The sequence below is a fragment of the Actinosynnema sp. NPDC002837 genome (assembly GCF_040295345.1).
GTDB lineage: Bacteria > Actinomycetota > Actinomycetes > Mycobacteriales > Pseudonocardiaceae > Actinosynnema.
In genome coordinates, this window is record NZ_JBEOVG010000121.1 from 1 (window position 1) to 24044 (window position 24044).

Genomic DNA, 24044 nt, shown 5'->3' on the forward strand with positions numbered 1-24044 from the left:
GCCGACGAGCTCCTCGTCGGCACCGCGGCGTGCCGCACCGGACGGCGCGCCGCGCCGTCGGGGCGGCGCCTTCGACCGGGCGCTGCCCTACCTGCTGCTGGCCCCCGCCGTGGCGGCCATCCTCTGGCTGATCGGTTGGCCCGTCCTCTCCGTCCTGGTGACCAGCTTCCGCAAGCTGAACCTGCGCGAGCTGACCCGCGGCGAGGTCGTGTGGACCGGTCTGGACAACTACGCCGAGATCCTGGGCGACCCGGCGTTCTGGGGCATCACGGTGCGCACCGTGGTGTTCACCGGGCTCGTGGTCGCCGTGTCGGTCCTCGCGGCCCTGCTGATCGCGCTGCTGATGCGGCAGATCAGCCCGGTCGTGCGGATCGTGCTCCAGGTCGCGATGCTGCTGGCGTGGGCGATGCCGCTGCTCGCGGCCACCACGGTCTACCAGTGGATCTTCGACCAGCAGTACGGCATCCTCAACAAGACGCTGGTCGCGGTCGGGTTCGACTCGTTCGCCGGGCACTCGTGGTTCTCCACGGGCACGTCGACGCTGGCCGTGATCGGGCTGCTGATCGTGTGGCAGGCGATCCCGTTCCTGGCGTTCTCGCTGTACGCGGGCGCCATCGGGATCCCGAAGGACCGTTACGAGGCGGCGGGCATCGACGGCGCGTCGGCGTGGCAGACGTTCCGCGCCGTGACGTGGCCCGAACTGCGGCCGTTGCTGCTGATGGTGACGTTCCTGTCGCTGCTGTGGGACTTCAAGGTGTTCGCGCAGATCTGGGCGATGCGCAAGGGCGGCCCGGACGGCGGCAGCACCACGTTGGCCGTCTACCAGTACCTCGAAGGCATCTCGAAGAGCCACTTCGGCGTGGCCGCGGCGGTGTCCGTGGTGATGGTCGTGCTGCTGGGGCTGCTCACCTTCCAGTACCTGCGCAGGCTGCTCCGGTCCCAGGAGGGCGAGCTGTGATCGCGAAAAAGGGTTCCGCCAAGAAGGTCACGGGCAACGTCGTCGCGCTGGTCGTGGCGTTGTTCTTCGCGTTCCCGACCTACTGGATGGTCTCGACCGCGCTCAAGCCGCGCAAGGACCTGCTGACCAGCGGTTACGACCTGGTGCCGTTCTCGGTGACGGGCTCGAACTTCGCCACCGCGTGGGCCAAGCCCGGTTTCCTCAACGCGTTGGGCAACAGCCTGCTGGTGACGTTGAGCGCGGTGGTGGCGGCGATCGCGGTCGGCCTGCTGGCGGCGGTGGCGCTGTCGCGGATGCGGTTCAAGGGCCGCAAGGGCTTCGCGATGATGCTGCTGGTGGCGCAGATGGCGCCGTTCGAGGCGCTGCTGATCCCGATGTTCCTGATGATGCGCGACCTCGACCTGCTCGACCGGCTGCCGGCGCTGGCGCTGATCTACTTCGCGGTGACGCTGCCGTTCTGCGCGTGGACGCTGCGCGGGTTCGTCAACGGCATCCCGCTGGAGCTGGAGGAGGCGGCGATGGTGGACGGCTGCGGCCGGTGGGGCGCGTTCCGCCGGGTCACGCTGCCGCTGCTCGGGCCGGGCCTGGTGGCCACGTCGGTGTTCGCGTTCGTGACCGCGTGGAACGAGTTCCTGTTCGCGTTGTCGCTGGTCAAGGACCAGACCAAGGAGACCCTGCCGGTGTGGCTGTCGGGGTTCCAGACCGCGTTCGGCACGGACTGGGGTGGCGCGATGGCCGCGTCGGCGCTGTTCACCCTGCCGGTGCTGGTGTTCTTCCTGATCGTGCAGCGCAAGATGGTCACCGGCGTCACCGCCGGTGCGGTGAAGGGGTAGGACCGCATGTCGTTGCACCGGCTCGCGTCGGGTGTGCTGCTGCCGGGGTTCCACGGGACCACCGCGCCGGACTGGCTGCTGAAGCGGGTGGCCGACGGGCTCGGCGGTGTCGTGCTGTTCGGGCGGAACGTGGTGACCGTCGACGGTGACGACGATCAGGCCCGGGACGCCCAGGTCACGGCGTTGAACGCGCAGTTGCGGGGTGTGCGCGCGGACGTCGTGATCGGGATCGACGAGGAGGGCGGCGACGTCACCCGCCTCGACGCGGGCCGCGGGTCGGAGGTGCCGGGCAACCACGCGTTGGGCGCGGCGGACGACGTGGGGCTGACGCGGGCGGTGGCGGCGTCGATCGGGGCGCGGCTGGCGGCGTGCGGGGTGAGCCTGAACCTGGCGCCGTCGGCGGACCTCGTGCTCACGCTGGAGGACCCGGTGATCGGCGTGCGGTCGTTCGGGTCGGACCCGGTGGCGGCGGGCGCGCACGTGGCGGCGTTCGTGGAGGGCCTGCAGGCGGTCGGGGTGGCGGCGTGCGCCAAGCACTTCCCCGGCCACGGCGCGTCCACTGTGGACTCCCACGCGGCGCTGCCGGTGCTGCCGCGGACGCCGGCGGAGCTGGCGTCGGCCGAGTTCGTGCCGTTCCGCGCGGCGGTGCGGGCGGGGGTGCGGTCGATCATGACCGGGCACCTCGTCGTGCCGGAGTGGGGTCCGGCGCCCGCGACGCTGAACCCGCTGGCGGTGCGGGTGCTGCGGGAGGAGCTGGGGTTCACCGGGGCGATCATCACCGACGGACTGGACATGAAGGCCGTCGGCGGCGACCTGGCGGAGGGGTCCGTGCGGTCGTTGGCGGCCGGGGTGGACGCGTTGTGCCTGGGCGGCGAGCCGTTGGACGACGACGGGCTGCAGTGGCTGGTCGACAGCATCGTGGCGGCCGTGGAGTCGGGCGCGCTGCCGCTGGAGCGGTTGGAGGAGGCGGCACGGCGGACGGCCGCGCTGGGCGCCCCGGCGGCTTCCGTGCAGGCGCACGACCCCGGGCTGGGGCTCGTCGCCGCACGGCGGGCGCTGGAGGTGCGCGGCACGTTGGCGCTGTCCGGGCCGCCGGTGGTCGTGGACCTGGCGGTGGAGCCGTCGATCGCGGTCGGGGACGTGCCGTGGGGGCTGGGGCCGTATTTGACGGAGCTCGTTCCGGGTACCTCGGTGGTGGCGGCGACGTCCGCTCGGGAGATCGCGTCGCTGGCCGCCGGACGTCCGGTCGTCGTGGTGACGCGTGAGGCACACCGCCACGCGTGGGCTCGCGAGCTGGTGTCGTCGCTGGGTACTATTGGTCTAGACCTTGTGCACGTCGAGACGGGCGTGCCGGGACCTGACCTCGGCGTCGGCGCCCGCGTGGACACCCACGGCGGTTCACGGGTGTGCCTGCGGGCGGCGGCCGAGCGCATCGCCGCGGCCACCGCCACGCCGTCCGCCGAACCTGAACCTGAACCGACGGGGGAACTCCGATGACCGACCACCAGCCCGGCAGGCACATGGCGGCCGAGATCGACCAGCAGCCGGGCATCTTCGCCGACCTGTTCGCCCGGCGGGACGCCATCGCGTCGGTCGCCTCGGTGATCGCCGAGCGCCGGCCGCGGTTCGTGCTGCTGGCGGCGCGCGGGTCGAGCGACCACGCGGCGCTGTACGCGAAGTACCTGACCGAGGTGCTGCTGGAACTGCCCGCCGGGCTGGTGTCGCCGTCCACGACCACGCTGTACGGCGCGCGGCCGGACCTGCGGGACGTGCTGCTGGTCGCGGTGTCGCAGTCCGGCGGGTCGCCGGACCTGCTGGAGGTGACCGAGTCGGCCCGGGCGCGCGGGGCGTTGACGGTGGCGGTGACGAACACCTCGTCGTCGCCGCTGAACGGCGCGGCCGAGCTGGCGGTGGACGTCGGCGCGGGCGTGGAGCGGGCGGTGGCGGCGACGAAGACGTACTCGGCGACGTTGCTGGCGCTGTACCTGCTGGTGGACGGGATCCGGGGCGGTGACGGGTCGGCCGCGGCGGGTCTGGGCGACCTGGCGCGGGCGACGCTGGACTCCTCGGCGGACGCGGTGGCCGAGGCCGTGCAGCGGTACCGGTTCGTGGACCGGGTGCTGACCACCGGGCGCGGCTACTCGCTGCCGACGGCGCTGGAGGCGGCGTTGAAGCTGGCCGAGACGTCGTACCTGGCGGCGCGGGCGTACAGCGGCGCGGACCTGCTGCACGGGCCGGTGGCGGCGGTGGACGCGGAGACGGCCGTGCTGGCGGTGACCAGTGCGGGCAAGGGCGGTGACGCCCTGCACGACGTCCTGGACGCGGTGCACGGGCGCGGGGCGGACGTGCTGGCGGTCGGTTCGGCTTCCGACAAGGTCTCCGCGGCCCTGCGCGTCCCGGTCGCGGAGACGGCCGAGGAGGTGGCCCCGATCCTGGAGATCCTGCCGATCCAGCGCCTGGCCCACGGCCTGGCCCTGGCCCGCGGCGGCGACCCGGACAACCCGCGCGGCCTGAACAAGGTCACCCGCACCCGCTGACCACCGCGCGTCCACGTCCGCGTCGCGCGTGTTCCACGGCCGGAACGCGCGCGACCTGCGTTCGCGTCGCGCGTGTCCTGCGTCCAGAACACCTGAAGTCAACGCTCGGAACACGGGAGAGGCCCGGGGGACGCGTCCCCCGGGCCTCTCCGCTCGTGCGGCTACTGCCCGGCGGCGGCCACGCCGACGGTCGCGTTCTCGTACGCCGTCGCGCGGTCGAACACCACCTCGCCGTCCACCCACACCTTGCGCGGCCGGAGGTCGTCGTCCCACCACACCAGGTCCGCCACGGCGCCGACCTCGAGCCGGCCCAGCGTCGGCTCGCCGATCGCGTCGGCCGGGACGACGGTCGCCGACGCCAGCGCGTCCGCCGGGTCCACCCCCACCGACACGATGTTGCGCACGGCCAGGTCCAGGGTCAGCGCGCTGCCCGCGATCGTGCCCTCCGGCGAACGCGGCACGCCGTCCTCCGTCAGCAGCACGTCCGCGCCGCCGAGCTGGTAGCGGCCGGGCGGCATGCCGGCGGCGGCCACGGCGTCCGTGACCAGCGCGACCCGGTGCCCGGCGGCGTTGAAGACCAGCCGGCAGACGTCCGGGCCGACGTGCGCCAGGTCCGCGATCAGCCCCAACGTGAACCGGTCGTCCACCAGCGCCACGCCCGGCACGCCCGGTTCGCGGTGGCCGAGCGGGCGCTGGGCGTTGAACAGGTGCGTGACCATGCGGGCGCCCGCCTCGGCGGCGGCCCTGGTCTGCTCGCCCGTCGCGTCGCTGTGCCCGACCGCGACCAGCACGCCCGCCGCCGCCAGCCTGCGCACGGCCTCCAGGCCGCCCGGCTGCTCCGGGGCGAGCGTCACCATGCGCAGCGCGTGCCGCAGCACCGCGTCGCCCAGCAGCAGGTCGATCTCGGCCGGGCCCGGCGGCACCATCAGCGCCGGGTCGTGCACGCCCGCGCGTTTCGGCGACAGGAACGGCCCTTCCAGGTGCACGCCGAGCGGCTTGGCGCCCGCGTGCGGCGGCAGGGTGGCCGACGCCGCCAGCACGGCGTGCGCCTGGCGGATGGCTACCGGCACCGGCGCGGTGATCAGGGTCGGCAGGAAACGGGTCACCCCCGTTCGCGGGAGCGCTCTCGCCACCTCCGCCATGCCTTCGGGGTCCACCTCGGCGAAGTCGACCCCGACCGCCCCGTTGACCTGCACGTCCACCAGGCCCGGGGTGAGCAGGCCGTCGGTCAGCACCTCGGCGCCGTCGGGTGGTGAACCCGCGACGACCTCGACGATCCGGCCTGCCCTGAACCTCAGGCTGACGGGACCGGTGATGGTCCGACCGAGCAGTGCTCGCGGAGCTGCGACAACCGTGTCCAAGGTCCCTCCTCAAATGGTCCAGACCATTATGGCCGGAAGTGGCGGACGCCGTCACGTATGGTTATAAGATAACCGAATAGAGTAGAGATGGGTGAATGTTTCGCCGCGCGGCGGGTTGGCCGCGCGGCGCTTCGGCGTGGCCCATACTTGGCGCCAGACATCCGAGGTCTAGCTGACGAGTCGAGGGCCGCCGTGGCAGTGACCGACGACGCCATCCTGCGCGTCAAGGAGATGATCGTCTCGGGCGAGCTGAGGCCGGGCGACCGACTGCCGCGCGAGGCGGACCTCGCCGAGCGGCTCGGGCTGTCGCGGAACTCCCTGCGTGAGGCGGTCAAGGCGTTGTCGCTGGTCAGGGTGCTGGACGTGCGGCAGGGTGACGGCACGTACGTGTCCAGCCTGCGTGCCGACGACCTGCTCGGCGCGTTGTCGTTCGTGCTCGACCTGCACCGCGGCGAGGACTCCGTGCTGGAGGTCCTGCAGGTGCGCCGCATCCTCGAACCGGCCGCCGCGGCGATGGCGGCGCAGCGGGTCGGGCCGGACGAGGTCGCCGCGCTGCGGGCGTTGTGCGACGCCGCCGAGTCCGCGCGGTCGGTGGAGGAGCTGGTCGAGCACGACCTGGAGTTCCACCGCGCCGTCGCGCAGGGCTCGGGCAACGCCTACCTGGCCCAGCTGCTGGACACCCTCGCCGGCCCGACCGTCCGCGTGCGCATCTGGCGCGGCATCACGCAGGGCGGCGCGGTGGACCGGACCGTCGCCGAGCACCGCGCCATCGTCGACGCCCTGGCCGCGCACCAGCCCGAACTGGCCCGTTCGTGGTCGACGGTGCACGTGGCGGGCGTCGAGCAGTGGCTGTCCGACCTGGCGTGACGCCCGCCGACCGTGTTCCGGGCGGTCAACTCGGCCGTTCCAAACGGAGGACACAGGCGACGCGAACGCAGGACACGCGGGTCAGGTGCGGTTGAAGTGGAACGGGCAGGTGGAGCCGCCCCGGGCGATCGTGGTCGGTCGGCGGAAGGCCACGCGGTGGCGGGCGGGGTCGATGGCGTCGATCCACGCGGCGTCGAAGTCGCAGAACACCTCGCCCAGTCCGGGCAAACCGGCGACCGCGAGGACGCGCACGTGGAAGCAGCGGTGGACGTCGACGCGGGGTCCGTACCCGCGTACGCGCGGGACGGCCGGCACGCTCCAACCACCAACCTGGCGCTGACCAGGGTTTGCTCTTCCGCGCCACAACGCACACCCGGGCCACCGTGCCGGAGAGGATCAGTGCGCCAGCAGGCCCTCGGCGCGCAGGTCGTCCCACACCGCGTCGGGCACCGGCGACGGGAAGACGGCGGCCCGCATCTCCGCCGCCGTCCGCACGCCCAGCAGCGCCGACACCACCGCCGGGTGCCGGAACGGGAACGACACCGCCGCCTGCGGCAACGTCACGCCGTGCCGCGCGCAGACGGCGGCGATCCGCCGGGCGCGCTCCACCAACGACTCCGGCGCGGCCCGGTAGTCGTAGGTCGAGCCGACGTCGGGCCGGGCCAGCAGCCCGGAGTTGAACACCCCCGCCGCCACCACCGACACGCCACGCGAGGCGCACAGGTCCAGCAACTCCGCCCCGCCCTGCTCCAGCACGGTGTACCGCCCGGCCAGCAGCACCACGTCCAGGTCGGTCTCCCGGACGAACCGCGCGGGCATCTCCCACTGGTTCATCCCGACGCCGACGGCCCCGATGACGCCCTCCGACCGCAGCGCCAGCAACGCGGGCACGGCCTCCGACACCGCCTGCTCCCCGTGCGAGTCCGGGTCGTGCACGTACACCACGTCCACCCGGTCCAGCCCCAGCCGGTCCAAAGAGGACTCCAACGACCGCCGCACGCCGTCCGCGCTGAAGTCCCACCGCCGCCACGCCGTCGCGGGCACGGCGAACCCGTTCGCCATGTCGTCGCCGTCGCCGAACCCCGGCTCCAACACCCGGCCCACCTTCGTGGAGACGACGAACGACTCCCGCGGCCGGCCCGCCAGGAACGCGCCGATCCGCCGCTCCGACAAGCCCAGCCCGTAGTGCGGCGCGGTGTCGAAGTACCGGACACCGGCGTCCCAGGCGGCCTCCAACGCGCCGAAGGCGTCCACATCGGACACCTCCGCGTACAGGTTGCCGATCGGACCGCCGCCGAACCCCAACCGCGACAGGGGGATCACTCCTGCACCTTCCCCGTGGCGAAGCGGGTCACCACCACAGGTGGCGTGTTCCCGGCGCCGACGCTGCGAGTGTTGCGACAGGAGGACATGCCGGCGCCGCCGGAGGACCCGAGGCACGTCGCCTTGGCCGAACGGTCCAAAGCGGATGTGACCGCAACGGTGTCCTGCGGCGCCATCACGATCGCCTTCGCGCCCTGGATGCCGAGACGCTTCATGGTCCCCTCAGTCCGTTCAGGGTTTCGGGCGCAACCGCAGACCGTGCATGCCGCCGTCGACCGCGAGGACGGTGCCGGCGGTGGAACCGGAGAGCGGACCGGCCAGGTAGGCGATGGCGCCCGCGACCTCGTCCGCCGAGACCAGCCGCCCGTGCGGCTGCCTGGCCTCCAGCGCGGCCCGCTCGGCGGCCGGGTCCGGCGCCGAGTCGAGCAGGCGGCCCACCCACGGGGTGTCCGCCGTGCCGGGGGCCACCGCGTTCACGCGGATGCCCTCGCGCACGTAGTCCGCGGCCATGGCCAGCGTCAACGCGTGCACCGCGCCCTTGCTCGCCGAGTACAGCGCGCGCTGCGGCAGACCGGCCCAGGCCGCGATGGAGCCGGTGTTCACGATCGCCGCGGACGGCGACTTCCGCAGGTGCGGCAGCGCGGCGCGGGCGACCCGGGCCATGCCGACCACGTTCACGTCCAGCACCCGGTGCCACTCGTCGTCCGGGTTCGCCGTCACGTCGCCCTGCGCGCCGACGCCCGCGTTGTTCACCACCACGTCGAGCCGGCCGAACCGCTCGACCACCTCGTCGATCGCGGCGCGCACCGACGCGTCGTCGGTGACGTCCACCCTGATCCCGTGCAACGGCGGGTCGACCTCCGGGACGAGGTCCAACGCCACCGCGGTCGCGCCCCGGTCGGCCAGCAACCGCGCGGTGGCCAGGCCGATGCCCGACGCGCCGCCGGTCACCACCGCCACCAGCCCTGCGAACTCGCTCACCGCTCCTCCTGCAACTCGGTCCACACCGGACCGTCCGGGTACCGGTAGTCGGTCAGGGTCCGCTCCCGCAGCCGGGCCGAGAAGCCGGGCTCGGCGGGCGCGACGTACCGGCCGTCGCGCACCACGGCGGGATCGGTGAAGTGCTCGTGCAGGTGGTCGACCCACTCCAGGACGCGGCCGTCGGCGGTGCCGGAAACCGCCACGAAGTCGACCATCGCCAGGTGCCTGACCAGCTCGCACAGGCCGACGCCGCCCGCGTGCGGGCACACCGGCACGCCGAACTTCGCCGCCAGCAGCAGGATCGCGACGTTCTCGTTCACGCCGCCCACCCGGCACGCGTCGAGCTGCAGCACGGCGATCGCGTCGGCCTGGAGCAGCTGCTTGAACACCACCCGGTTCTGCACGTGCTCGCCGGTGGCGACCCTGATCGGGCTCAACGCCCTGGCGATCGCGCCGTGCGCCAGCACGTCGTCCGGCGAGGTGGGCTCCTCGATCCAGTACGGGTCGAACGGCGCCAGCTCCCGCATCCACGCGATGGCGGTGCCGACGTCCCACCGCTGGTTGGCGTCCACGGCGATGCGCACGTCCGGGCCGACGACCTCGCGGGCCAGCTTCATCCGCCGCACGTCGTCGTCCAGGCTGCCGCCGACCTTCAGCTTGATCATGTCGAAGCCGTCGGCCAACGCCTGCCGCGCCAGGCCCGCCAGCTTGTCGTCGGCGTACCCGAGCCAGCCCGGTGACGTCGTGTAGGCCGGGTAGCCGTCCCGGACCAGCGCTTCCGCCCGTTCGGCACGTCCGGGCTCCGCGCGCCGCAGGATGTCCAGCGCCTCGTCGGGCGTGAGCGCGTCGGACAGGTAGCGGAAGTCGACCAGGCCGACGATCTCCTCCGGCGTCATGCCCGAAAGGAACCGCCACAGCGGCAGGCCCGCGCGCCGCGCCGCCAGGTCCCACGCGGCGTTGACCACCGCGCCGAGCGCCATGTGCGCGACGCCCTTCTCCGGGCCGAGCCACCGCAGCTGCGAGTCGCCGACCAGCTCCGCGGACAGCGCGGCCAGGTCGGCGGCGGTCTCCGGCACGGGCCGGCCGACCACGTGGTGCGCCAACGACCGGATCGCGGCGGCCTGCACGTCGTTGCCGCGGCCGATGGTGAACGCCAGCCCGTAGCCCTCCGGGCCGCCCGACGTGCGCAGCACGACGTAGGCGGCGGAGTAGTCCGGGTCGGGGTTCATCGCGTCCGACCCGTCCAGCTCCCGCGAGGTCGGGAACCGGATGTCCAGCACGTCCAGCGCGACGATCCGGTCCGCCCCCGTGGTCACCTCACGCCTGCCCGAGCGTCTGCCGCTGCCTGCCCAGCCCGTCGATCTCCAGCTCCACCACGTCGCCCGCCCGCAGGTACGGCTTGGGCTCAGGTTGGCCGAGCGCCACGCCCGCCGGCGTGCCGGTGTTGATGACGTCACCTGGTCGGAGGACGAGGAACCAGCTCAGGTAGCGGACCAGCTCGGCCACCGGGAAGATCATGTTCTTGGTGGACGAGTCCTGCCGCGGCACGCCGTTGACCCACAGCCGCATGCCGAGCGCCTGCGGGTCGCCGACCTCGGCCGCGGGCACGAGGAAGGGGCCGAGCGGGTTGAACGTCTCGCAGTTCTTGCCCTTGTCCCACTGCCCGCCGCGCTCGAGCTGGAACTCGCGCTCGCTGACGTCGTGGGACACCGCGTACCCGGCGACGCAGGTCAAGGCCTCTTCGGCGGACTCCAGGTACCGGGCCTCGCGGCCGATGACCACGGCCAGCTCGACCTCCCAGTCCGTCTTCGTCGACCGGCGCGGCACCAGCACCTCGTCGTTCGGGCCGACGATCGTGTCCGGTGTCTTGAGGAACACCACCGGCTCGGTCGGGAGCTGGGCGCCGGTCTCCTCCGCGTGGTCGCGGTAGTTGAGGCCGATGCAGACGATCTTGCCGACGCCCGCGACCGGCGACCCGATCCGCACGCCGTCCGCCACGATCGGGTGGAGTTCGCCGGCGGCGAGCGCGGCCCGCGCGCGGGCGATGCCGTCGTCGGCCAGGAAGGCGCCGGTCACGTCGTCGGTCACCGGGGTCAGGTCGTACGTGACGCCGTCGTCGGCACGGACGGCGGGTCGTTCGGAGCCCAGCGGTCCCAGGCGCAGCAACTGCACGGCAGGTCCTCCTCGAAAAGCCGGTCGACAGATCGGATGTATAGCGCTCTCCGACAGCTCCGTCTAGAGGACGTCCAGTTAGTGGTCCGATGAATCCCGGTTACGAAGGGTCGCGATGAAACTCCACCGCGCGGTGTGGGCGTCCACCGCCACCGCCGCACTGCTCGGCACGCTCCTCGTCGGCAGCGCCTCGGGAGCCGACCCCGCGGCCAGACCGCTGCCGCCGAACCGCGCCGACCACGCGAGCGGCGGGTCGTCCGAGCGGGTCGGCACGGCGCTCGCCCGCGCCACCGGGCCGGTCACCGCGTTCGTCGAGCTGACCACGACCCCGGCCACCAGGGCGTACGGCGACGAGAAGGCGCGCGGCGGGCCCGACCCCGCGGCGGCCGCACGAGCCGCCCGGCAGCACGCCGACGCGCAGGCCGACCGAGTGCTGACCGCGCTGCGGGGCCAGGACGCCACCACCCGGGAGATCGCCAAGACGCACAACGCGGTGCCGGGCGTGGTGGTCGCCGCCGACGCCGCGAGCCTGCGCGGGCTGACCGCGTTGCCCGAGGTCGAGTCCGTGCGGCTGACCGTGCCGAAGTCGGTCCGCAACGCGGGCGCGGTCGAGCTGACGCGCGCCGCGCGGGTGTGGCGGGACACCGGCCGGTACGGCGAGGGCCTGCGCATCGGCGTCATCGACACCGGCGTCGACTACACGCACGCCGACTTCGGCGGCCCCGGCACCACCGCCGCCCACGAGGCCGTCGACCCCACCGGGCCGTGGACGCCGACCGCCAAGGTCGTCGGGGGCCACGACTTCGCGGGCGACGCCTACGACTCGGCCAAGCCGGAGCAGGCGGTGCCGGCGCCCGACCCGAACCCCGTGGACTGCCAGGGCCACGGCACGCACGTCGCGGGCACCGCCGCCGGGTACGGCGAGAACGCCGACGGCACGCCGTTCACCGGCGACTACTCGGCGTTGACGCCCGAGGCGGTGGCAGGCATGCGGATCGGACCCGGGACCGCGCCGAAGGCCTCGCTGTACGCGTTGAAGGTGTTCGGCTGCACGGGGGCGACCGAGCTGGTCGGGCAGGCCCTCGACTGGTCGCTCGACCCGAACGGCGACGGCGACTTCGGCGACCGACTCGACGTGGTCAACCTGTCGCTGGGCGGCGACTTCGCGGGCCAGGACGACCCGGACAGCCTGTTCGTGCGCAAGGTCGTGGAGCACGGCGTGGTGGTGGTCGCGGCGGCGGGCAACGGCGGCGACTTCTACGACGTCGGCGGCTCGCCCGCGAACACGCCCGAGGCGTTGGCGGTGGCCAACACGCGGGACGCGTTCGCGCTGCTCGACGGGGTCGAGGTGGGCGGCGCGAGCCAGGCGGGGCAGTACAGCAAGAGCTACGCCGGGTACGCCGCGCTGGACGTGACGCTGCCCGTCGTGCCGGTGTCCGACCCGGAGAACCTCGACGGCTGCGCGCCGATCGCCGAGGACCTGACCGGCAGGTTCGTGTGGCTGGAGTGGGACGAGGACGACGCGACGCGCGAGTGCGGCTCGGCCGCGCGGACCGACAACGCCGAGGCGGCGGGCGCGCGGGGCGTGCTGCTGCCCGCCACCAGCGAGCACTTCAAGGCCGCCATCGCGGGCAACGCGGGCATCCCGGCGTTCCAGTTCACGCGTGCGGCGACCGACGCCGTGCGGCCCGCGTTGGCCGACGGGACGCTCCGGGTGCGGATGCTCGGCTCGCTGCGCAACGCCGTGCCGACGATGACGCCGACCCTGGCGGACACGATCACGCCGTCGTCCTCGCGCGGGTCGCGCGGGGCCGCGGCGGCCAAGCCGGACGTGGCCGCGCCCGGTGACACGATCGTGTCCGCGTCGGCAGGCACGGGGGCCGAGGCGGTGAGCATGGGCGGCACGTCCATGGCCGCGCCGCACGTGGCCGGCATCGCCGCACTGGTGCGCGAGGCGCGTCCGGAGTGGACGGTCGAGGAGGTCAAGGCCGCGATCATGAACACCGCGACCGGCGACGTGACCGACGGCGACGACCACACCACCGGCACGCCCGAGGCGCCGATGCGGGTCGGCGCGGGCCGGGTGGACGCGCTGGACGCGGTCGGCGTCGACCTGCTGGCCATGGTCGCGGACGACCCCGGCACCGTCGGCGTGTCGTTCGGACCGGTCGAGGCGGCGGCGCCGCTGTCGGTGGGCAAGACGGTGGAGGTGGTGAACAAGTCGGCGTCGGTGCGCACGGCCCGGGTGACCTACCAGCCCGCGACCACCGTGCCCGGCGCGGCGTTCGAGGTGTGGCCGCCGGTGCTCGTCGTGCCGCCGGGCGGGACCGCGTCGGTCGACGTGACGCTGACCGTCACGCCCGGGGAGCTGCGGAAGGTGGCCGACCCGACGATCGAGAAGGTGCACGCGGACGTGGCGCGGCAGTTCCTGGCGGAGGCGTCCGGTCGGCTGCTCGTGCGGTCCGGCGACCGCACGCTCCGGGTGCCGGTGTACGCCGCGCCGAAACCGGTCGCGGACGTGGCGGCGGTCGACCGGGGTGACGGCGCGGTGGAGCTGGGCGGACGTGCGCTGGACCAGGGCGAGGGCGACGAGGCCTACCGGTCGTTGGTGAGCGCGTTCGCGCTGCACGGCTCCAGCCCCGAGCTGCCCGACTGCGCGGACGGGGTGCAGGCCGGGTGCGCGGTCAACGGGTCGGCCCGGGGCGGTGACCTGCGGTACGTCGGGGCGGGCGTCGGTGCCGGGATGCTCGCGTTCGGGGTCGTGACCTGGCGGAACTGGGTCACGCTCGGCATCGCCACCAGCCCGGGGATCCGGATCGACACCAACGGCGACGGCGCGCACGACTACACCGTGAGCGCGGTGAAGCCGAGCGTCGCCGAGGTCGTGACGGCGGACGTGTGGCTGGCGCGGACCGTGCGCGAGGCGGACGGCGCGGTGGTCGACGAGCAGCCGCTCAACGGCCAGTACGGCGACGTGGACACCAACCTCATGGACAGCGACGTGGTGGTGCTGCCGGTGGCGTTGACCGCGTTGGGCATCGACCCGGCGGCCGGCAGCGCACCGTTGACCTACACGGTCGTGACGTCCGGGCACTACCCGGCGCCGGGCAACGCGGACCTGCTCGTGGACCGGATCGACACGCCGATGGCGTTCGACCCGCTGCGGCCGGGGCTCGGCGTCGAGGGCGGGGTGTCGTTCGTGGCGGAGCCGGGCGCGGTGCTGCGGGTGCGGCGGGGCGAGTCGGCCGGGGGACTGCTGTTGCTGCACCACCACAACGCGTCCGGCCACCGCGCGCAGGTGCTCGCGGTCCGCTGACGCCCGTTCGGCCTGCTACGCAGAGCCAGGTCCGGCACAACCCGGTTGGGTGTGCCGGACCTCGTTCGTGCTGGGCATACTCGGGCGAATGGGTTTCGTAGTAGGTCTGGACGCGGGCGGCACGAGCACTCGGGCGTTGGTGCTCGACCTGGACGGCACCCGGTTGGGCGCCGGGATGGCCGGCGGCGCGAACCCCAACTCCCATCCGCCGGAGACGGCCGCCACGCACGTCCGGCAGGCGTTGACGGCGGCGTTGGAGGGGTTGGACCCGGCGAAGGTCGAGTCGGGCGTGCTCGGCATGGCCGGGTCGAGCAAGCTGCTCAGCGATCCGGCGGTGGCGGCGCTGTTCGAGGCGGCGTGGGCGGGCGCCGGGCTGCGGTGCCCGATGCGGGTGATCACGGACTGCGAGGCGGCGTTCGCGACGGGGTCGGCGTCGCCCGACGGGACCGTGCTGGTGGCGGGGACGGGGTCGATCGCGGCCCGGATCGAGCACCACGAGCTGGTGTCGACGGCCGGCGGGTACGGGTGGCTGCTGGGTGACGAGGGTTCGGCGTTCTGGCTGGGGCGTGAGGCGGTGCGGGCGACCCTGGTGGCGTTGGAGCGGGACGAGCCGGACGACCTGACCACCGCCGTGCTGGCCCGTGCCGACGTCCCCGACGTGCCGCGACGTGACCAGTGGCGGCGGTTGATCACGGTGGCGAACAACGCCGCGCCGATCGCCCTGGCGACCTACGCGCCCCTCGTGACGGCGCACGCCACGGCCCCGTCCGCCGACCGGATCATCACCGCCGCCGTGCGGACCCTGGCCGACCTGGCCGAGGCCGCCCGCCCCGCCGACGACCGCTCGCCGATCGTCCTGATGGGCAGCCTGGTCCACGCCCAGCCGCTGGGGTCGCGCCTCAAGCTCGAACTGACCACCCGCACCTCGGCGCCCGTCACCGTCGCCACCGAGGGCGCCGCCGGCGCGGCCTGGCTGGCCGCCGTGAAGGTCCTGGGCGACTCCGCCCCCCGCCCCGCCTGACCCGGTCAGGGGGACGGGGTGCGGGGGTGGCGCAGGCCCGGGTGGTCGGCGGGGAGGGTTCGGCGCAGGACCCACCAGCTCACGGCGATGCACGCCACCTGCAGCGGCCAGGTCAGGGCGGCGCGCATGATGCCCAGCAGGACCACCTCGCCGGCCAGCCACAGGGCGCCGAACACGAGCACGCGGAGGATGTACTGGCCCACCCACGGCCAGGACGCGTAGCGGTACGCGCGGAGCAGGTCGGGGTCCTGCCGCCAGCGGAACTTCTGGCCCGTGATCAGGCCGACCACCACGCCGAGGAGCGGCCAGCGCAGGACGATCGACGCCGACCAGACCAGGGCCGACGCCGCGTTGAGGAAGATCTGCACGAGGAAGAAGTCCTCGGCCCGGCCCGTTTGCAGGGCGACGTAGGCGGCCAGGACCACCAGCGCCACGGAGACCAGCAGCGCGCGCGGGCGACCGCCCCGGACGACCCGGACCAAGCCGACGACCACGCCGCACGCGACCGCCGCCAGGGCGCCGACGGCGATCGAGCTCCCGCCCAGCAGCCACCCCACGACGAACGCCAGCGGCGGCAGCGAGGCGTCCAGCGCCCCGCCCCGCCCGCCGAGCAGTGCGGCCAGCGACTCCTGACGCGTGTCGGTCATGACTCCAGGGTGCCTTAGGCCTACCTAACCCAGGTAACGGACCCGTCTCGGAACATTGACCCCCGTGAGCCCCGTCACTAGCGTCTCCACGAAATCGTCTGGAAAGTTACCAGACAGGACCGTCACGGACAGGAGACCCGATGCGAGCCGGGAGCCCGAGGCTGCTGCGCGAGATCAACGACCGCGCCGCCATCGAGGCGCTGCTCCGCAACGGCCCGCTGACCAGGGCGGAGCTGGAAGGGATCATCGGCCTGTCCAAGCCGGCCACCGCGCAGCTGCTCACCCGCCTCGAAGACGAGGGCACGGTCCTGCGCAACGGCCTGCGCGGCGGCGGACGCGGCCCGCGGGCGCAGCTCTGGACGGTCAACGGCGCGCTGGCCCACGTCGCCGCCGTCGACCTCACCCCGGACTCGGTCGACATCGCCATCGCCGACATCTCCGGCGCCACGCTCACCGAGCACCGCGCGCCCATGCCGAAGACCGACGTGCTGGAGGCGTTCCACAGCGCGGTCACGAAGGCCGCGACCCAGGCGGGCCTCACCACCGACGCCCTGCACCACGTGGTCGTGGGCAGCCCCGGCGCGGTCGACCCGGCCACCGGCCGCCTCAACTACGCGCCGCACATGCCGGGCTGGGGGAACAAGAACATCCCCGAGGAGCTCGAAGCCCTCCTCGACACCTCCGTCACGGTCGAGAACGACGTCAACCTCGTCGCGCTGGAGGAGATGATCGCCGGCCGCGCGGTCGGCGTGCGGAACTTCGTCCTGCTCTGGCCCGCGGACGCGGTGGGCGCGGCCGTCGTCGTCAACGGGGTGCTGCTGCGCGGCGCGACCGGCGGCGCGGGCGAGATCGACGCGATGCGGGTACCGGACCACGCGCACGCCGACACGGGCACCGAGCGCACCGGCAGCCGTTACGGCGACCTGCTCGACAGCCCCGGCATCGCCCGCCTGGCCCGCGCGCACGGCGTGTCCGCGCGCACCGGTCAGGCCGCCGTGGAGAAGGCGTTGAGCGAGGGACCGGCCGGCCGGGAGTTCCTGGTCGACCTGGCCCGCCGCGTCGCGACCGGCGTGGCGAACGTGATCGCCGTGCTCGACCCCGAACTGGTGCTGCTCTCCGGCGAGATCGCGCAGGCGGGCGGCACGACGCTCGCCGACCTCGTCGCCGCCGAGCTGCGCCGCCTGGTGGTGCCACGCACCCCCGTCAAGCTCGCCCTGGTGACCGGGAAACCGGTGCGCTCCGGCGCACTGCACTCCGCGCTGTCGGTCGTCAGGGAACAGGTGTTCGGTCTGCCCGCCGCCACGACCGAACCCTTCCGCGGTCCGAACCAGCAGGACGCGACCGCACCGAGCACGTCGACATGAAGGAGAGCACATGCGCAAGCTCCACCGCGCAGCGTTGTTGTGCGTGGCCGCGGCGGTGTCCCTGACCGCTTGTGCGGCGGGCTCCGGCGAGCAGGCCGAGGGGTCGGGACCGGCGGCGGCGCCCGGCAAGGACGACCGGTTCTCCCTCACGGTCTGGAGCAACTACTCCGGCCGCGAGCAGGCCGAGGTCACCAAGGCCCTGGAGAGCTTCAAGGAGAAGTTCCCGAACGCCGAGATCAAGCACGAGGGCAGCCAGGACGACGACAAGATCACCGCGGGCATCCGCGGCGGCAACCCGCCGGACGTGGCCCTGTCGTTCACCACCGACAACATCGGCCAGTTCTGCTCCAGCGGCTCGTTCCAGGACCTCGAGCCCTACCTCGGGCGTGACGACGTGGACCTCGGCCAAATCACGGACGCCGTGCGCTCCTACACCGAGTACAAGGGCACCCGCTGCGCCATGCCCCTGCTCAGCGACGTCTACGGGCTGTACTACAACAAGGACATGCTCGCCGAGGCGGGCATCACCGAGCCGCCCAGGACGACCGCGGAGCTGCTGGACTTCGCCAAGCGGACCACCAAGAGGGCGGCGGACGGCTCGATCGAGGTCGCGGGCTTCCTGCCGAGCATGCCGTTCTACGCCAACAACCCGCAGATCTGGGCGCCGCACTTCGGCGCGAAGTGGGAGGCGCCGGACGGGAAGTCGGGGCTCGCGAGCCCCGAGTGGGCGCAGATGCTCACGTTCCAGAAGGAACTCGTGGACTTCTACGGCTACGACGCCCTGGAGAGGTTCCGCGCGGGGCTCGGCCAGCAGTACTCCGCCGACCACGCGTTCCACCAGCGCAAGATCGCGATGATGATCGACGGCGAGTACCGCACCGCGTTCCTGCAGGACCAGGCGCCCGACGTGCGGTTCGGCACCGCGCCGTTCCCGACGGGCAAGCCCGAGCTGTACGGCACGGGGTTCACCGCCGGCACGATCATGGGCATCCCGAAGGGCGCGAAGAACCCCGGCGCGGCGTGGGAGCTGATCAAGCACCTGTCGTTCGACACGGAGACGATCGTCGAGCTGGCCAACGGGATCAAGAACATCCCGAGCACGAAGGCCGCGCTGGCCGACCCGCGCCTGGAGGTGGACGAGAACTTCAAGACGTTCATCGACCTGGCGACCTCCGACAAGCTCCAGGGCAACCCGGTGACGCCCATCGGTGACGCGCACATCAAGGCGATCAGCGACTTCGCCACGTCCTGGCAGGCGGGCGGGGTGCCCGACCTGATGGCCGGGCTGGCGGAAGTCGACCAGCAGATCGACGACCGGATCGCGAAGAGCGGCAAGTAGGGATGACGGCCACGCTGGAGCGCGTGGACGAGGCGCGGACCGCCCCCGCCGCGGGGCGGTCCCGGGCCCGCGCCCGTCACCGCCTGACCGTGCTGGCGTTCCTGGCGCCCGCGATCCTCGGGTTCGCCCTGTTCTTCGGCTACCCGCTGGTCGCCACGATCGCGTTCTCGTTCACCGAGTACGACCTGATCAACCCGCCGGAGTGGATCGGCTGGGAGAACTACGCCTACATGTTCTCCGACAAGCTGTTCCGCACCGCCGTGCACAACACGTTGTGGTTCGTGGTGGTGCTGACCGTCGCACGCGTGGTGTTCGCGCTGGGCGTGGCGTCGGTGATCGCACGGCTGAAGACGGGCGTGGGGCTGGTGCGCACCCTGTGCTACCTGCCGTCGTTGGCGCCGCCGGTCGCGGCGACGTTGGTCTTCTTCCTGGTCATGCGGCCGAACGAAGGGCCCCTGGACTCCTTCCTGGGCTGGTTCGGGATCGAAGGGCCGCTGTGGTTCGCCGATCCGGCGTGGGCCAAGCCGGGGATCGCGGCGGTCGTGCTGTGGGTGTCCGGGGACCTGATGATCATCATCCTGGCCGCGATCCTGGACGTGCCCCAGGAGCAGCACGAGGCCGCCGAGCTGGACGGCGCGGGGCCGGTGCGCCGGTGGTGGCACGTCACGCTGCCGTCGATCTCGCCGGTGCTGGCGTTCGGGGTGGTGAACTCGATCATCCTGGCGTTGCAGCTGTTCACGCAGGCCGTGGTGGCGGGTTCGGCGGCGAGCGGGTCGGCGGACGTGACGGGGTCGACGAAGGTGCTCGGGTTCCCGGAGAACTCGACGTTGACGTTCCCGGTGTGGCTGTACACGCAGGGCTTCAGGTACTTCGACATGGGGTACGCGGCGGCGATGGCCACGGTGTTGTTCGTGGTCTCGTTCGCGGCGACGGCGTTGTTGGTGCAGCGGATGCGCAAGGCGTCCTACCAGGAGGAGTCGTGACGGCGGCCGTCGGCGCGCGCGGGCCGGTCGCGTGGCGCAAGGTGCTGGACTGGGTGGCGGTGCACAGCCTCGGCCTCGCCCTGGGGTTGATGTTCACGCTGCCGATCGTCTTCGTCTTCCTGACGGCGGTCATGTCGGACAGCCAGGCGTTCACCGAGGACCTGTGGCCCCGCGAGTGGCACTGGGGCAACTTCCTGGAGGTGTTCGAGCAGGCGCCGTTGCTGACCTACCTGGGCAACAGCCTGCTGTACTCGATGCTGGCCACGGTCGGGATGCTGGCCAGCTCGATCCCGGCCGCGTACGCGCTGGCCAAGCTGCGGTGGCGTGGCCGGAACGTGGTCTTCCTGCTGGTGGTCGGCGCGATGATGCTGCCGCCGCAGGTCGTTGCCGTGCCGCTGTACGACACGTGGTCGGGCCTCGGGTTGACGGGGACACTGTGGCCGCTGATCGTGCCCTACTTCCTGTTCGACGCCTTCAGCATCTTCCTGCTGCGCCAGTTCATCCTGACGATCCCGCAGTCCTACGTGGACGCGGCGCGGGTGGACGGCTGCACGGAGTTCCAGGCGCTGGTGCGGGTCGTCGTGCCGATGGCGCGGCCGGGCATCGCGGCGACCGCGCTGTTCTGCTTCCTCTACACCTGGAACGACTACTTCGGACCGCTGCTCTACACGAGCGAGAAGCCGGACCAGTGGACGCTGTCGTTGGCGCTGTCGACCTTCAAGGGCATGCACCACGTGCAGTGGAACCTGGCGATGGCCGTCACGTTGCTGATCATGGTCCCGGCGGTGGTGCTGTTCGTGTTCGCGCAGCGCTCCTTCGTCAAGGGCATCACATTCACGGGGGTCAAGGGGTGAAGCTCACCGTTGTCGGTGGCGGGTCGACCTACACGCCGGAACTGGTCGACGGGATAGCGGGGCGGCGGACCAGCCTCGAAGTGGACGAGATCGTGCTCGTGGACCCGGACCTGGCGCGGCTGGAGGTGGTCGGGGCGTTCTCGCGGCGGTTGCTGGAGCACGCGGGCCACCCGGCGCGGGTGACGACGACCGACGACCTGGAGCGTGGCGCCGACGGGGCGTCGGCGGTGTTGTTGCAGCTCAGGGTGGGCGGACAGGCGGCACGTGCGTCCGACGAGACGTTCCCGCTGGTGTGCGACTGCGTCGGTCAGGAGACGACCGGCGCGGGCGGGCTGGCCAAGGCGCTGCGGACCGTGCCGGTGGTGCTGGACATCGCGCGGCGGGTGCGGGAGGTGGCGGGTGACGCGTGGATCGTGAACTTCACCAACCCGGTGGGGATCGTGACGCGGGCGTTGCTGGCCGAGGGGCACCGGGCGGTCGGGCTGTGCAACGTGGCGATCACGTTCCAGCGGTGGACGGCGGCGTTGCTGGGGGTCGAGCCGGACTCGGTGCGGCTGGAGCACGTCGGGCTCAACCACCTGAGCTGGGAGACGGGGGTGTTCGTCGACGGCGTCGACCGGCTGCCGGAGCTGCTGGCGGGGCACGCCGACGCGGTCGGCGAGCACATCGGGCTGCCCGGGTCGTTCCTGCGGCGGTTGGGGATGGTGCCGTCGTACTACCTGAAGTACTTCTACGACCACGACGAGGTGGTGCGCAGGCAGAAGACCGAGCCGCCGCGCGCCGAGGTGGTGGCGGGCGTGGAGAAGGAGCTGCTGGACTTGTACGGGGACGTGGCGGTGGTGACCAAGCCGGCGCAGCTCTCGCAGCGCGGGGGCGCGTACTACTCGGAGGCGGCGGTGCAGCTGGTGCACGCGTTGACCGGCGGCACGGGCGCGGAGCAGCACGTGGTGAACGTCCGCAACGGCGGCACGCTGCCGTTCCTGCCGGCGGACGCGGTGGTCGAGGTGCCCGCGGTCGTCGACGGCGGCGGTGCGACGCCGCTGCCCGTGCCGCCCGTGCCGCCGGCGGTGGCCGGGTTGATCGCGCACGTGACGAGCTACGAGCACCTGGCGTTGGAGGCGGCGGTGCGCGGCGGGCGCGACCGGGTGGCGGACGCGTTGCTCGCGCACCCGCTGGTCGGGCAGTACGCGTTGGCCGAACGGCTGGCCGACGAGCTCGTGGCGCGCAACGCGGACTTCCTGCCGTGGGCGAGGGGATCGGCGTGACCGACCGGGTGCTCGCCCTCGACGGCGGGAACAGCAAGACGGCCGTGGCGCTGGTCGACGTGGACGGGCGGGTGCTCGCCGACGTGCGCGGGCCCGGCGCGTCGCCGCAGAACGTGGGGTTGGCGCGGAGCCTGGAGGTGTTCGACGGGCTGGTGCGCGAGGCGGCGCGGCGGGCGGGGTTGCCGGGCGGTGGGCCGGTGGCCGCCCACACGGCCGCCTACCTGGCCGGCGCCGACCTGCCCAAGGAGGAGGACGACCTGCGCGCGGCGGTCGAGGCGCAGGGGTGGTCCGCGACGTCGGTGGTCGGGAACGACACGTTCGCGCTGCTCAGGGCGGGTACGACCGACGGAATCGGCGTGGCCGTGGTGTGCGGGGCTGGCATCAACTGCGTGGCGGTCGCGCCGGACGGGCGGACGCACCGGTTCCCCGCGTTGGGGAGGATCTCCGGCGACTGGGGTGGCGGTGGTCACCTCGGGTCGGAGGCGTTGTGGCTGGCGGTGCGGGCGGAGGACGGGCGTGGTGAGCCGACGGCGTTGCTGGACGCGCTGATCGCGCACTACGGGACGGCGACGTTGGCCGAGGCGGTGCAGCGGCTGCACTTCGCGGAGGTCGAGTTCGACCCGCACGCCCTGTGCCCGGTGTTGTTCGAGGTGGCGGCGGGTGGTGACGCGGTGGCGCGGACGGTGGTCGACCGGCTGGTGGAGGAGGTCGTGCTGCTGGCGCGGGTGTCGTTGTCGCGGTTGGAGCTGCTGGCGGAGCCGGTGGACGTGGTGCTCGGTGGTGGGGTGTTGACCGGGACGGGCGGTGTGGTGGTCGACGCGGTGGCGGCGCGGTTGGGCGCGGTCGCGCCGGCGGCCCGGGTGAAGGTGGTGGACGTGCCGCCGGTGGTGGGGGCGGCGTTGTTGGGGTTGGACGCGGTGGGCGCGTCGGCCGGGGCGGAGGCGCGGTTGCGCGCGGCGTACGAGTCGGAGGTGCGGGTCGGGTAGGCGGTGAGGTTGGTGTGGCGGGGTGGGTAGGTGGTGTGAGGGGGTGGTAGGCGGCGGGGTCAGTGATTTGCGCCGCACTCCGGTGGGAGAACCTGATGAATCACCCATTGCCGACACTGGTTCACACCAGCGAGTGACACCTTGGTAACGGCGTTGCCAACCGGCGCTGGCGTGGGGCCGACTTCGCGTTGCATGCTGTTCTGCGCGGTCATTGGGGGTGCCGCGCGGAGTGGAGGGACGCATGGAGGGACTCGACAGTTTCGTCGCGGTGGGGGACAGCTTCACCGAGGGGATGGACGACCCGGCGCCGAACGGGACGTACGTGGGGTGGGCCGACCGGCTGGCCGCGATGATCTCCGCCAAGCAGCAGGGTTTCCGGTACGCCAACCTCGCGATCCGGGGCAAGATGCTCCAGGAGATCGTGGACGAGCAGATCCCGCTGGCGGCGGCGTTGAAGCCGAAGCTGGTGACGCTGTGCGGTGGCGGCAACGACATCCTGGTGCCCGGGAGCGACGCGGACGCGTTGGCCGAGGTGTACGAGATCGCGGTGGCCGACCTGCGGGCGGCCGGCGCGGAGGTCGTCATCTTCACCGGGTTCGACCCGAAGCACACGCCGTTCCTGCGGTCGTTGCGCGGGAAGATCGCGATCTACAACAGCCACCTGTGGTCGGTGGCCGAGCGCTACCACTGCAAGGTGGTCGACCTGTGGTCGATGACCGTGCTGCACGACCGGCGCGCGTGGAGCAACGACCGGCTGCACCTGTCGCCCGAGGGTCACCGGCGGGTGGCGTTGCGGGTGGCCGAGGTGCTGGGCGTCGAGACGGACGATGCGTGGAACACGCCCTGGCCGCCGTTGATCGACGAGGACTGGATGACGCAGCGGCGGCACGACCTGAAGTGGGCGCGGGAGCACGTGGTGCCGTGGATCGGGCGGCAGTTGCGGGGTGAGTCGATGGGTGACGGGTTGGCGCCGAAGCGGCCGGAGCTGCTGCCGGTTTGCGACTGAAGTCCGATTTGCCTTTGGTGTCCGGTTCGCATGATGTCCGGTTTGCGACTTTCGTGCGGTTCGTAGGTGCGGTCTGGTTTGAGGTGGCAGGGCTCGTTGGTTGGTGGTGCGGGGTCGTTTGGTCTGGCCTGGTTCAGTTCGGCTCGATTTGACATGGGGCCCTTACGGGCACCCCAGGCAGGCCAAAGCCGGGCAGGCCTGGCGGGAAAAGCGTCCGCCAAGCCTGCCCGG

22 protein-coding genes are annotated in these 24044 nt (G+C 72.7%); 14 read left to right on the forward strand and 8 right to left on the reverse strand.

Annotation, left to right across the window (positions count from 1 at the left end):
• The 4 genes from ABTZ99_RS41085 to ABTZ99_RS41100 form a co-directional block, all read left to right on the forward strand.
• The coding region (locus tag ABTZ99_RS41085; protein ID WP_499618453.1) for a carbohydrate ABC transporter permease at positions 1-958 on the forward strand (958 nt) is incomplete at its 5' end.
• Positions 955-1791: a carbohydrate ABC transporter permease gene (locus ABTZ99_RS41090; RefSeq protein ID WP_498777768.1), complete on the forward strand. Its 837-nt coding sequence runs from the start codon at positions 955-957 to the stop codon at positions 1789-1791. The genes ABTZ99_RS41085 and ABTZ99_RS41090, both read left to right, overlap by 4 nt.
• Before the next feature lie 6 nt (positions 1792-1797).
• Positions 1798-3288: a glycoside hydrolase family 3 protein gene (locus ABTZ99_RS41095; protein ID WP_499618455.1), complete on the forward strand. Its 1491-nt coding sequence runs from the start codon at positions 1798-1800 to the stop codon at positions 3286-3288.
• Positions 3285-4328: an SIS domain-containing protein gene (locus tag ABTZ99_RS41100; protein ID WP_498777772.1), complete on the forward strand. Its 1044-nt coding sequence runs from the start codon at positions 3285-3287 to the stop codon at positions 4326-4328. Before ABTZ99_RS41095 ends, ABTZ99_RS41100 begins: the two co-directional genes overlap by 4 nt.
• A 161-nt stretch (positions 4329-4489) precedes the next feature.
• On the opposite strand, the gene nagA is transcribed toward ABTZ99_RS41100, so the two are convergent.
• Positions 4490-5689, reverse strand: a complete 1200-nt coding sequence (nagA, locus tag ABTZ99_RS41105) for an N-acetylglucosamine-6-phosphate deacetylase (protein WP_499618457.1) — start codon at positions 5687-5689, stop codon at positions 4490-4492.
• Positions 5690-5881: 192 nt separating this feature from the next.
• Between nagA and ABTZ99_RS41110 the strand changes: the two genes are divergently transcribed.
• On the forward strand, positions 5882-6556 hold the full coding sequence (locus ABTZ99_RS41110; RefSeq protein ID WP_498777776.1) for a FadR/GntR family transcriptional regulator: 675 nt from the start codon (positions 5882-5884) through the stop codon (positions 6554-6556).
• A gap of 81 nt (positions 6557-6637) precedes the next feature.
• Here ABTZ99_RS41110 and ABTZ99_RS41115 read toward each other — a convergent pair whose 3' ends face one another.
• The 6 genes from ABTZ99_RS41115 to ABTZ99_RS41140 all read right to left on the reverse strand — a co-directional run bounded on the left by ABTZ99_RS41115 (position 6638) and on the right by ABTZ99_RS41140 (position 11032).
• Positions 6638-6871 (reverse strand): L-2-amino-thiazoline-4-carboxylic acid hydrolase, encoded by a 234-nt coding sequence (locus tag ABTZ99_RS41115; protein ID WP_499618459.1) that lies wholly within the window; start codon positions 6869-6871, stop codon positions 6638-6640.
• Positions 6872-6952: 81 nt separating this feature from the next.
• Positions 6953-7879 carry an aldo/keto reductase gene (locus ABTZ99_RS41120; RefSeq protein WP_499618461.1) on the reverse strand — a complete coding sequence of 309 codons (927 nt, stop codon included), beginning with the start codon at positions 7877-7879 and terminating at the stop codon, positions 6953-6955.
• Complete coding sequence (locus ABTZ99_RS41125; RefSeq protein WP_498777782.1) at positions 7876-8094, reverse strand: hypothetical protein; 219 nt, start codon at positions 8092-8094, stop codon at positions 7876-7878. Before ABTZ99_RS41125 ends, ABTZ99_RS41120 begins: the two co-directional genes overlap by 4 nt.
• A gap of 16 nt (positions 8095-8110) precedes the next feature.
• Complete coding sequence (locus tag ABTZ99_RS41130) at positions 8111-8860, reverse strand: SDR family NAD(P)-dependent oxidoreductase (protein WP_498777784.1); 750 nt, start codon at positions 8858-8860, stop codon at positions 8111-8113.
• Entirely contained in the window at positions 8857-10176 is a 1320-nt protein-coding gene (locus ABTZ99_RS41135; RefSeq protein ID WP_499618463.1) for an enolase C-terminal domain-like protein, read from the reverse strand. The genes ABTZ99_RS41130 and ABTZ99_RS41135 overlap by 4 nt, the downstream gene beginning before the upstream one ends.
• A gap of 1 nt (position 10177) precedes the next feature.
• A complete protein-coding gene (locus ABTZ99_RS41140) occupies positions 10178-11032 on the reverse strand; it encodes a fumarylacetoacetate hydrolase family protein (protein WP_498777788.1) in 855 nt (284 codons plus the stop codon).
• Positions 11033-11147: 115 nt separating this feature from the next.
• Between ABTZ99_RS41140 and ABTZ99_RS41145 the strand changes: the two genes are divergently transcribed.
• Positions 11148-14348: a S8 family serine peptidase gene (locus ABTZ99_RS41145; RefSeq protein ID WP_499618465.1), complete on the forward strand. Its 3201-nt coding sequence runs from the start codon at positions 11148-11150 to the stop codon at positions 14346-14348.
• Between the two features lie 88 nt (positions 14349-14436).
• Positions 14437-15369, forward strand: coding sequence for an N-acetylglucosamine kinase (locus ABTZ99_RS41150; protein WP_499618466.1), 933 nt, complete (start codon positions 14437-14439; stop codon positions 15367-15369).
• Positions 15370-15374: 5 nt separating this feature from the next.
• On the opposite strand, the gene ABTZ99_RS41155 is transcribed toward ABTZ99_RS41150, so the two are convergent.
• A complete protein-coding gene (locus ABTZ99_RS41155; protein WP_498777796.1) occupies positions 15375-16016 on the reverse strand; it encodes a DUF3159 domain-containing protein in 642 nt (213 codons plus the stop codon).
• 140 nt (positions 16017-16156) lie between these two features.
• On the opposite strand from ABTZ99_RS41155, the gene ABTZ99_RS41160 reads away from it, so the two are divergent.
• The 7 genes from ABTZ99_RS41160 (at position 16157) to ABTZ99_RS41190 (ending at position 23813) form a co-directional block, all read left to right on the forward strand.
• Positions 16157-17380: an ROK family transcriptional regulator gene (locus ABTZ99_RS41160; RefSeq protein ID WP_498777798.1), complete on the forward strand. Its 1224-nt coding sequence runs from the start codon at positions 16157-16159 to the stop codon at positions 17378-17380.
• A gap of 10 nt (positions 17381-17390) precedes the next feature.
• Positions 17391-18719 (forward strand): ABC transporter substrate-binding protein, encoded by a 1329-nt coding sequence (locus tag ABTZ99_RS41165; RefSeq protein WP_498777800.1) that lies wholly within the window; start codon positions 17391-17393, stop codon positions 18717-18719.
• Between the two features lie 2 nt (positions 18720-18721).
• Positions 18722-19702 carry a carbohydrate ABC transporter permease gene (locus ABTZ99_RS41170; protein ID WP_498777803.1) on the forward strand — a complete coding sequence of 327 codons (981 nt, stop codon included), beginning with the start codon at positions 18722-18724 and terminating at the stop codon, positions 19700-19702.
• Positions 19699-20556, forward strand: coding sequence for a carbohydrate ABC transporter permease (locus ABTZ99_RS41175; protein WP_498777805.1), 858 nt, complete (start codon positions 19699-19701; stop codon positions 20554-20556). The genes ABTZ99_RS41170 and ABTZ99_RS41175 overlap by 4 nt, the downstream gene beginning before the upstream one ends.
• A complete protein-coding gene (locus ABTZ99_RS41180) occupies positions 20553-21821 on the forward strand; it encodes a 6-phospho-beta-glucosidase (RefSeq protein WP_499618469.1) in 1269 nt (422 codons plus the stop codon). The genes ABTZ99_RS41175 and ABTZ99_RS41180 overlap by 4 nt, the downstream gene beginning before the upstream one ends.
• Positions 21800-22807, forward strand: a complete 1008-nt coding sequence (locus ABTZ99_RS41185) for an N-acetylglucosamine kinase (RefSeq protein WP_499618471.1) — start codon at positions 21800-21802, stop codon at positions 22805-22807. Before ABTZ99_RS41180 ends, ABTZ99_RS41185 begins: the two co-directional genes overlap by 22 nt.
• Before the next feature lie 241 nt (positions 22808-23048).
• A complete protein-coding gene (locus ABTZ99_RS41190) occupies positions 23049-23813 on the forward strand; it encodes an SGNH/GDSL hydrolase family protein (RefSeq protein WP_499618472.1) in 765 nt (254 codons plus the stop codon).
• The last annotated feature ends 231 nt before the right edge of the window (positions 23814-24044 follow it).

Excerpts from the sequence above, each read along its gene's own strand:
- ABTZ99_RS41190 (WP_499618472.1), top strand. The coding sequence starts at position 23,049 with ATGGAGGGACTCGACAGTTTCGTCGCGGTGGGGGACAGCTTCACCGAG.
- ABTZ99_RS41155 (WP_498777796.1), bottom strand. The coding sequence starts at position 16,016 with ATGACCGACACGCGTCAGGAGTCGCTGGCCGCACTGCTCGGCGGGCGG.
- ABTZ99_RS41150 (WP_499618466.1), top strand. The coding sequence starts at position 14,437 with ATGGGTTTCGTAGTAGGTCTGGACGCGGGCGGCACGAGCACTCGGGCG.
- ABTZ99_RS41145 (WP_499618465.1), top strand. The coding sequence starts at position 11,148 with ATGAAACTCCACCGCGCGGTGTGGGCGTCCACCGCCACCGCCGCACTG.
- ABTZ99_RS41125 (WP_498777782.1), bottom strand. The coding sequence starts at position 8,094 with ATGAAGCGTCTCGGCATCCAGGGCGCGAAGGCGATCGTGATGGCGCCG.
- ABTZ99_RS41160 (WP_498777798.1), top strand. The coding sequence starts at position 16,157 with ATGCGAGCCGGGAGCCCGAGGCTGCTGCGCGAGATCAACGACCGCGCC.
- ABTZ99_RS41165 (WP_498777800.1), top strand. The coding sequence starts at position 17,391 with ATGCGCAAGCTCCACCGCGCAGCGTTGTTGTGCGTGGCCGCGGCGGTG.
- ABTZ99_RS41170 (WP_498777803.1), top strand. The coding sequence starts at position 18,722 with ATGACGGCCACGCTGGAGCGCGTGGACGAGGCGCGGACCGCCCCCGCC.
- ABTZ99_RS41095 (WP_499618455.1), top strand. The coding sequence starts at position 1,798 with ATGTCGTTGCACCGGCTCGCGTCGGGTGTGCTGCTGCCGGGGTTCCAC.
- ABTZ99_RS41100 (WP_498777772.1), top strand. The coding sequence starts at position 3,285 with ATGACCGACCACCAGCCCGGCAGGCACATGGCGGCCGAGATCGACCAG.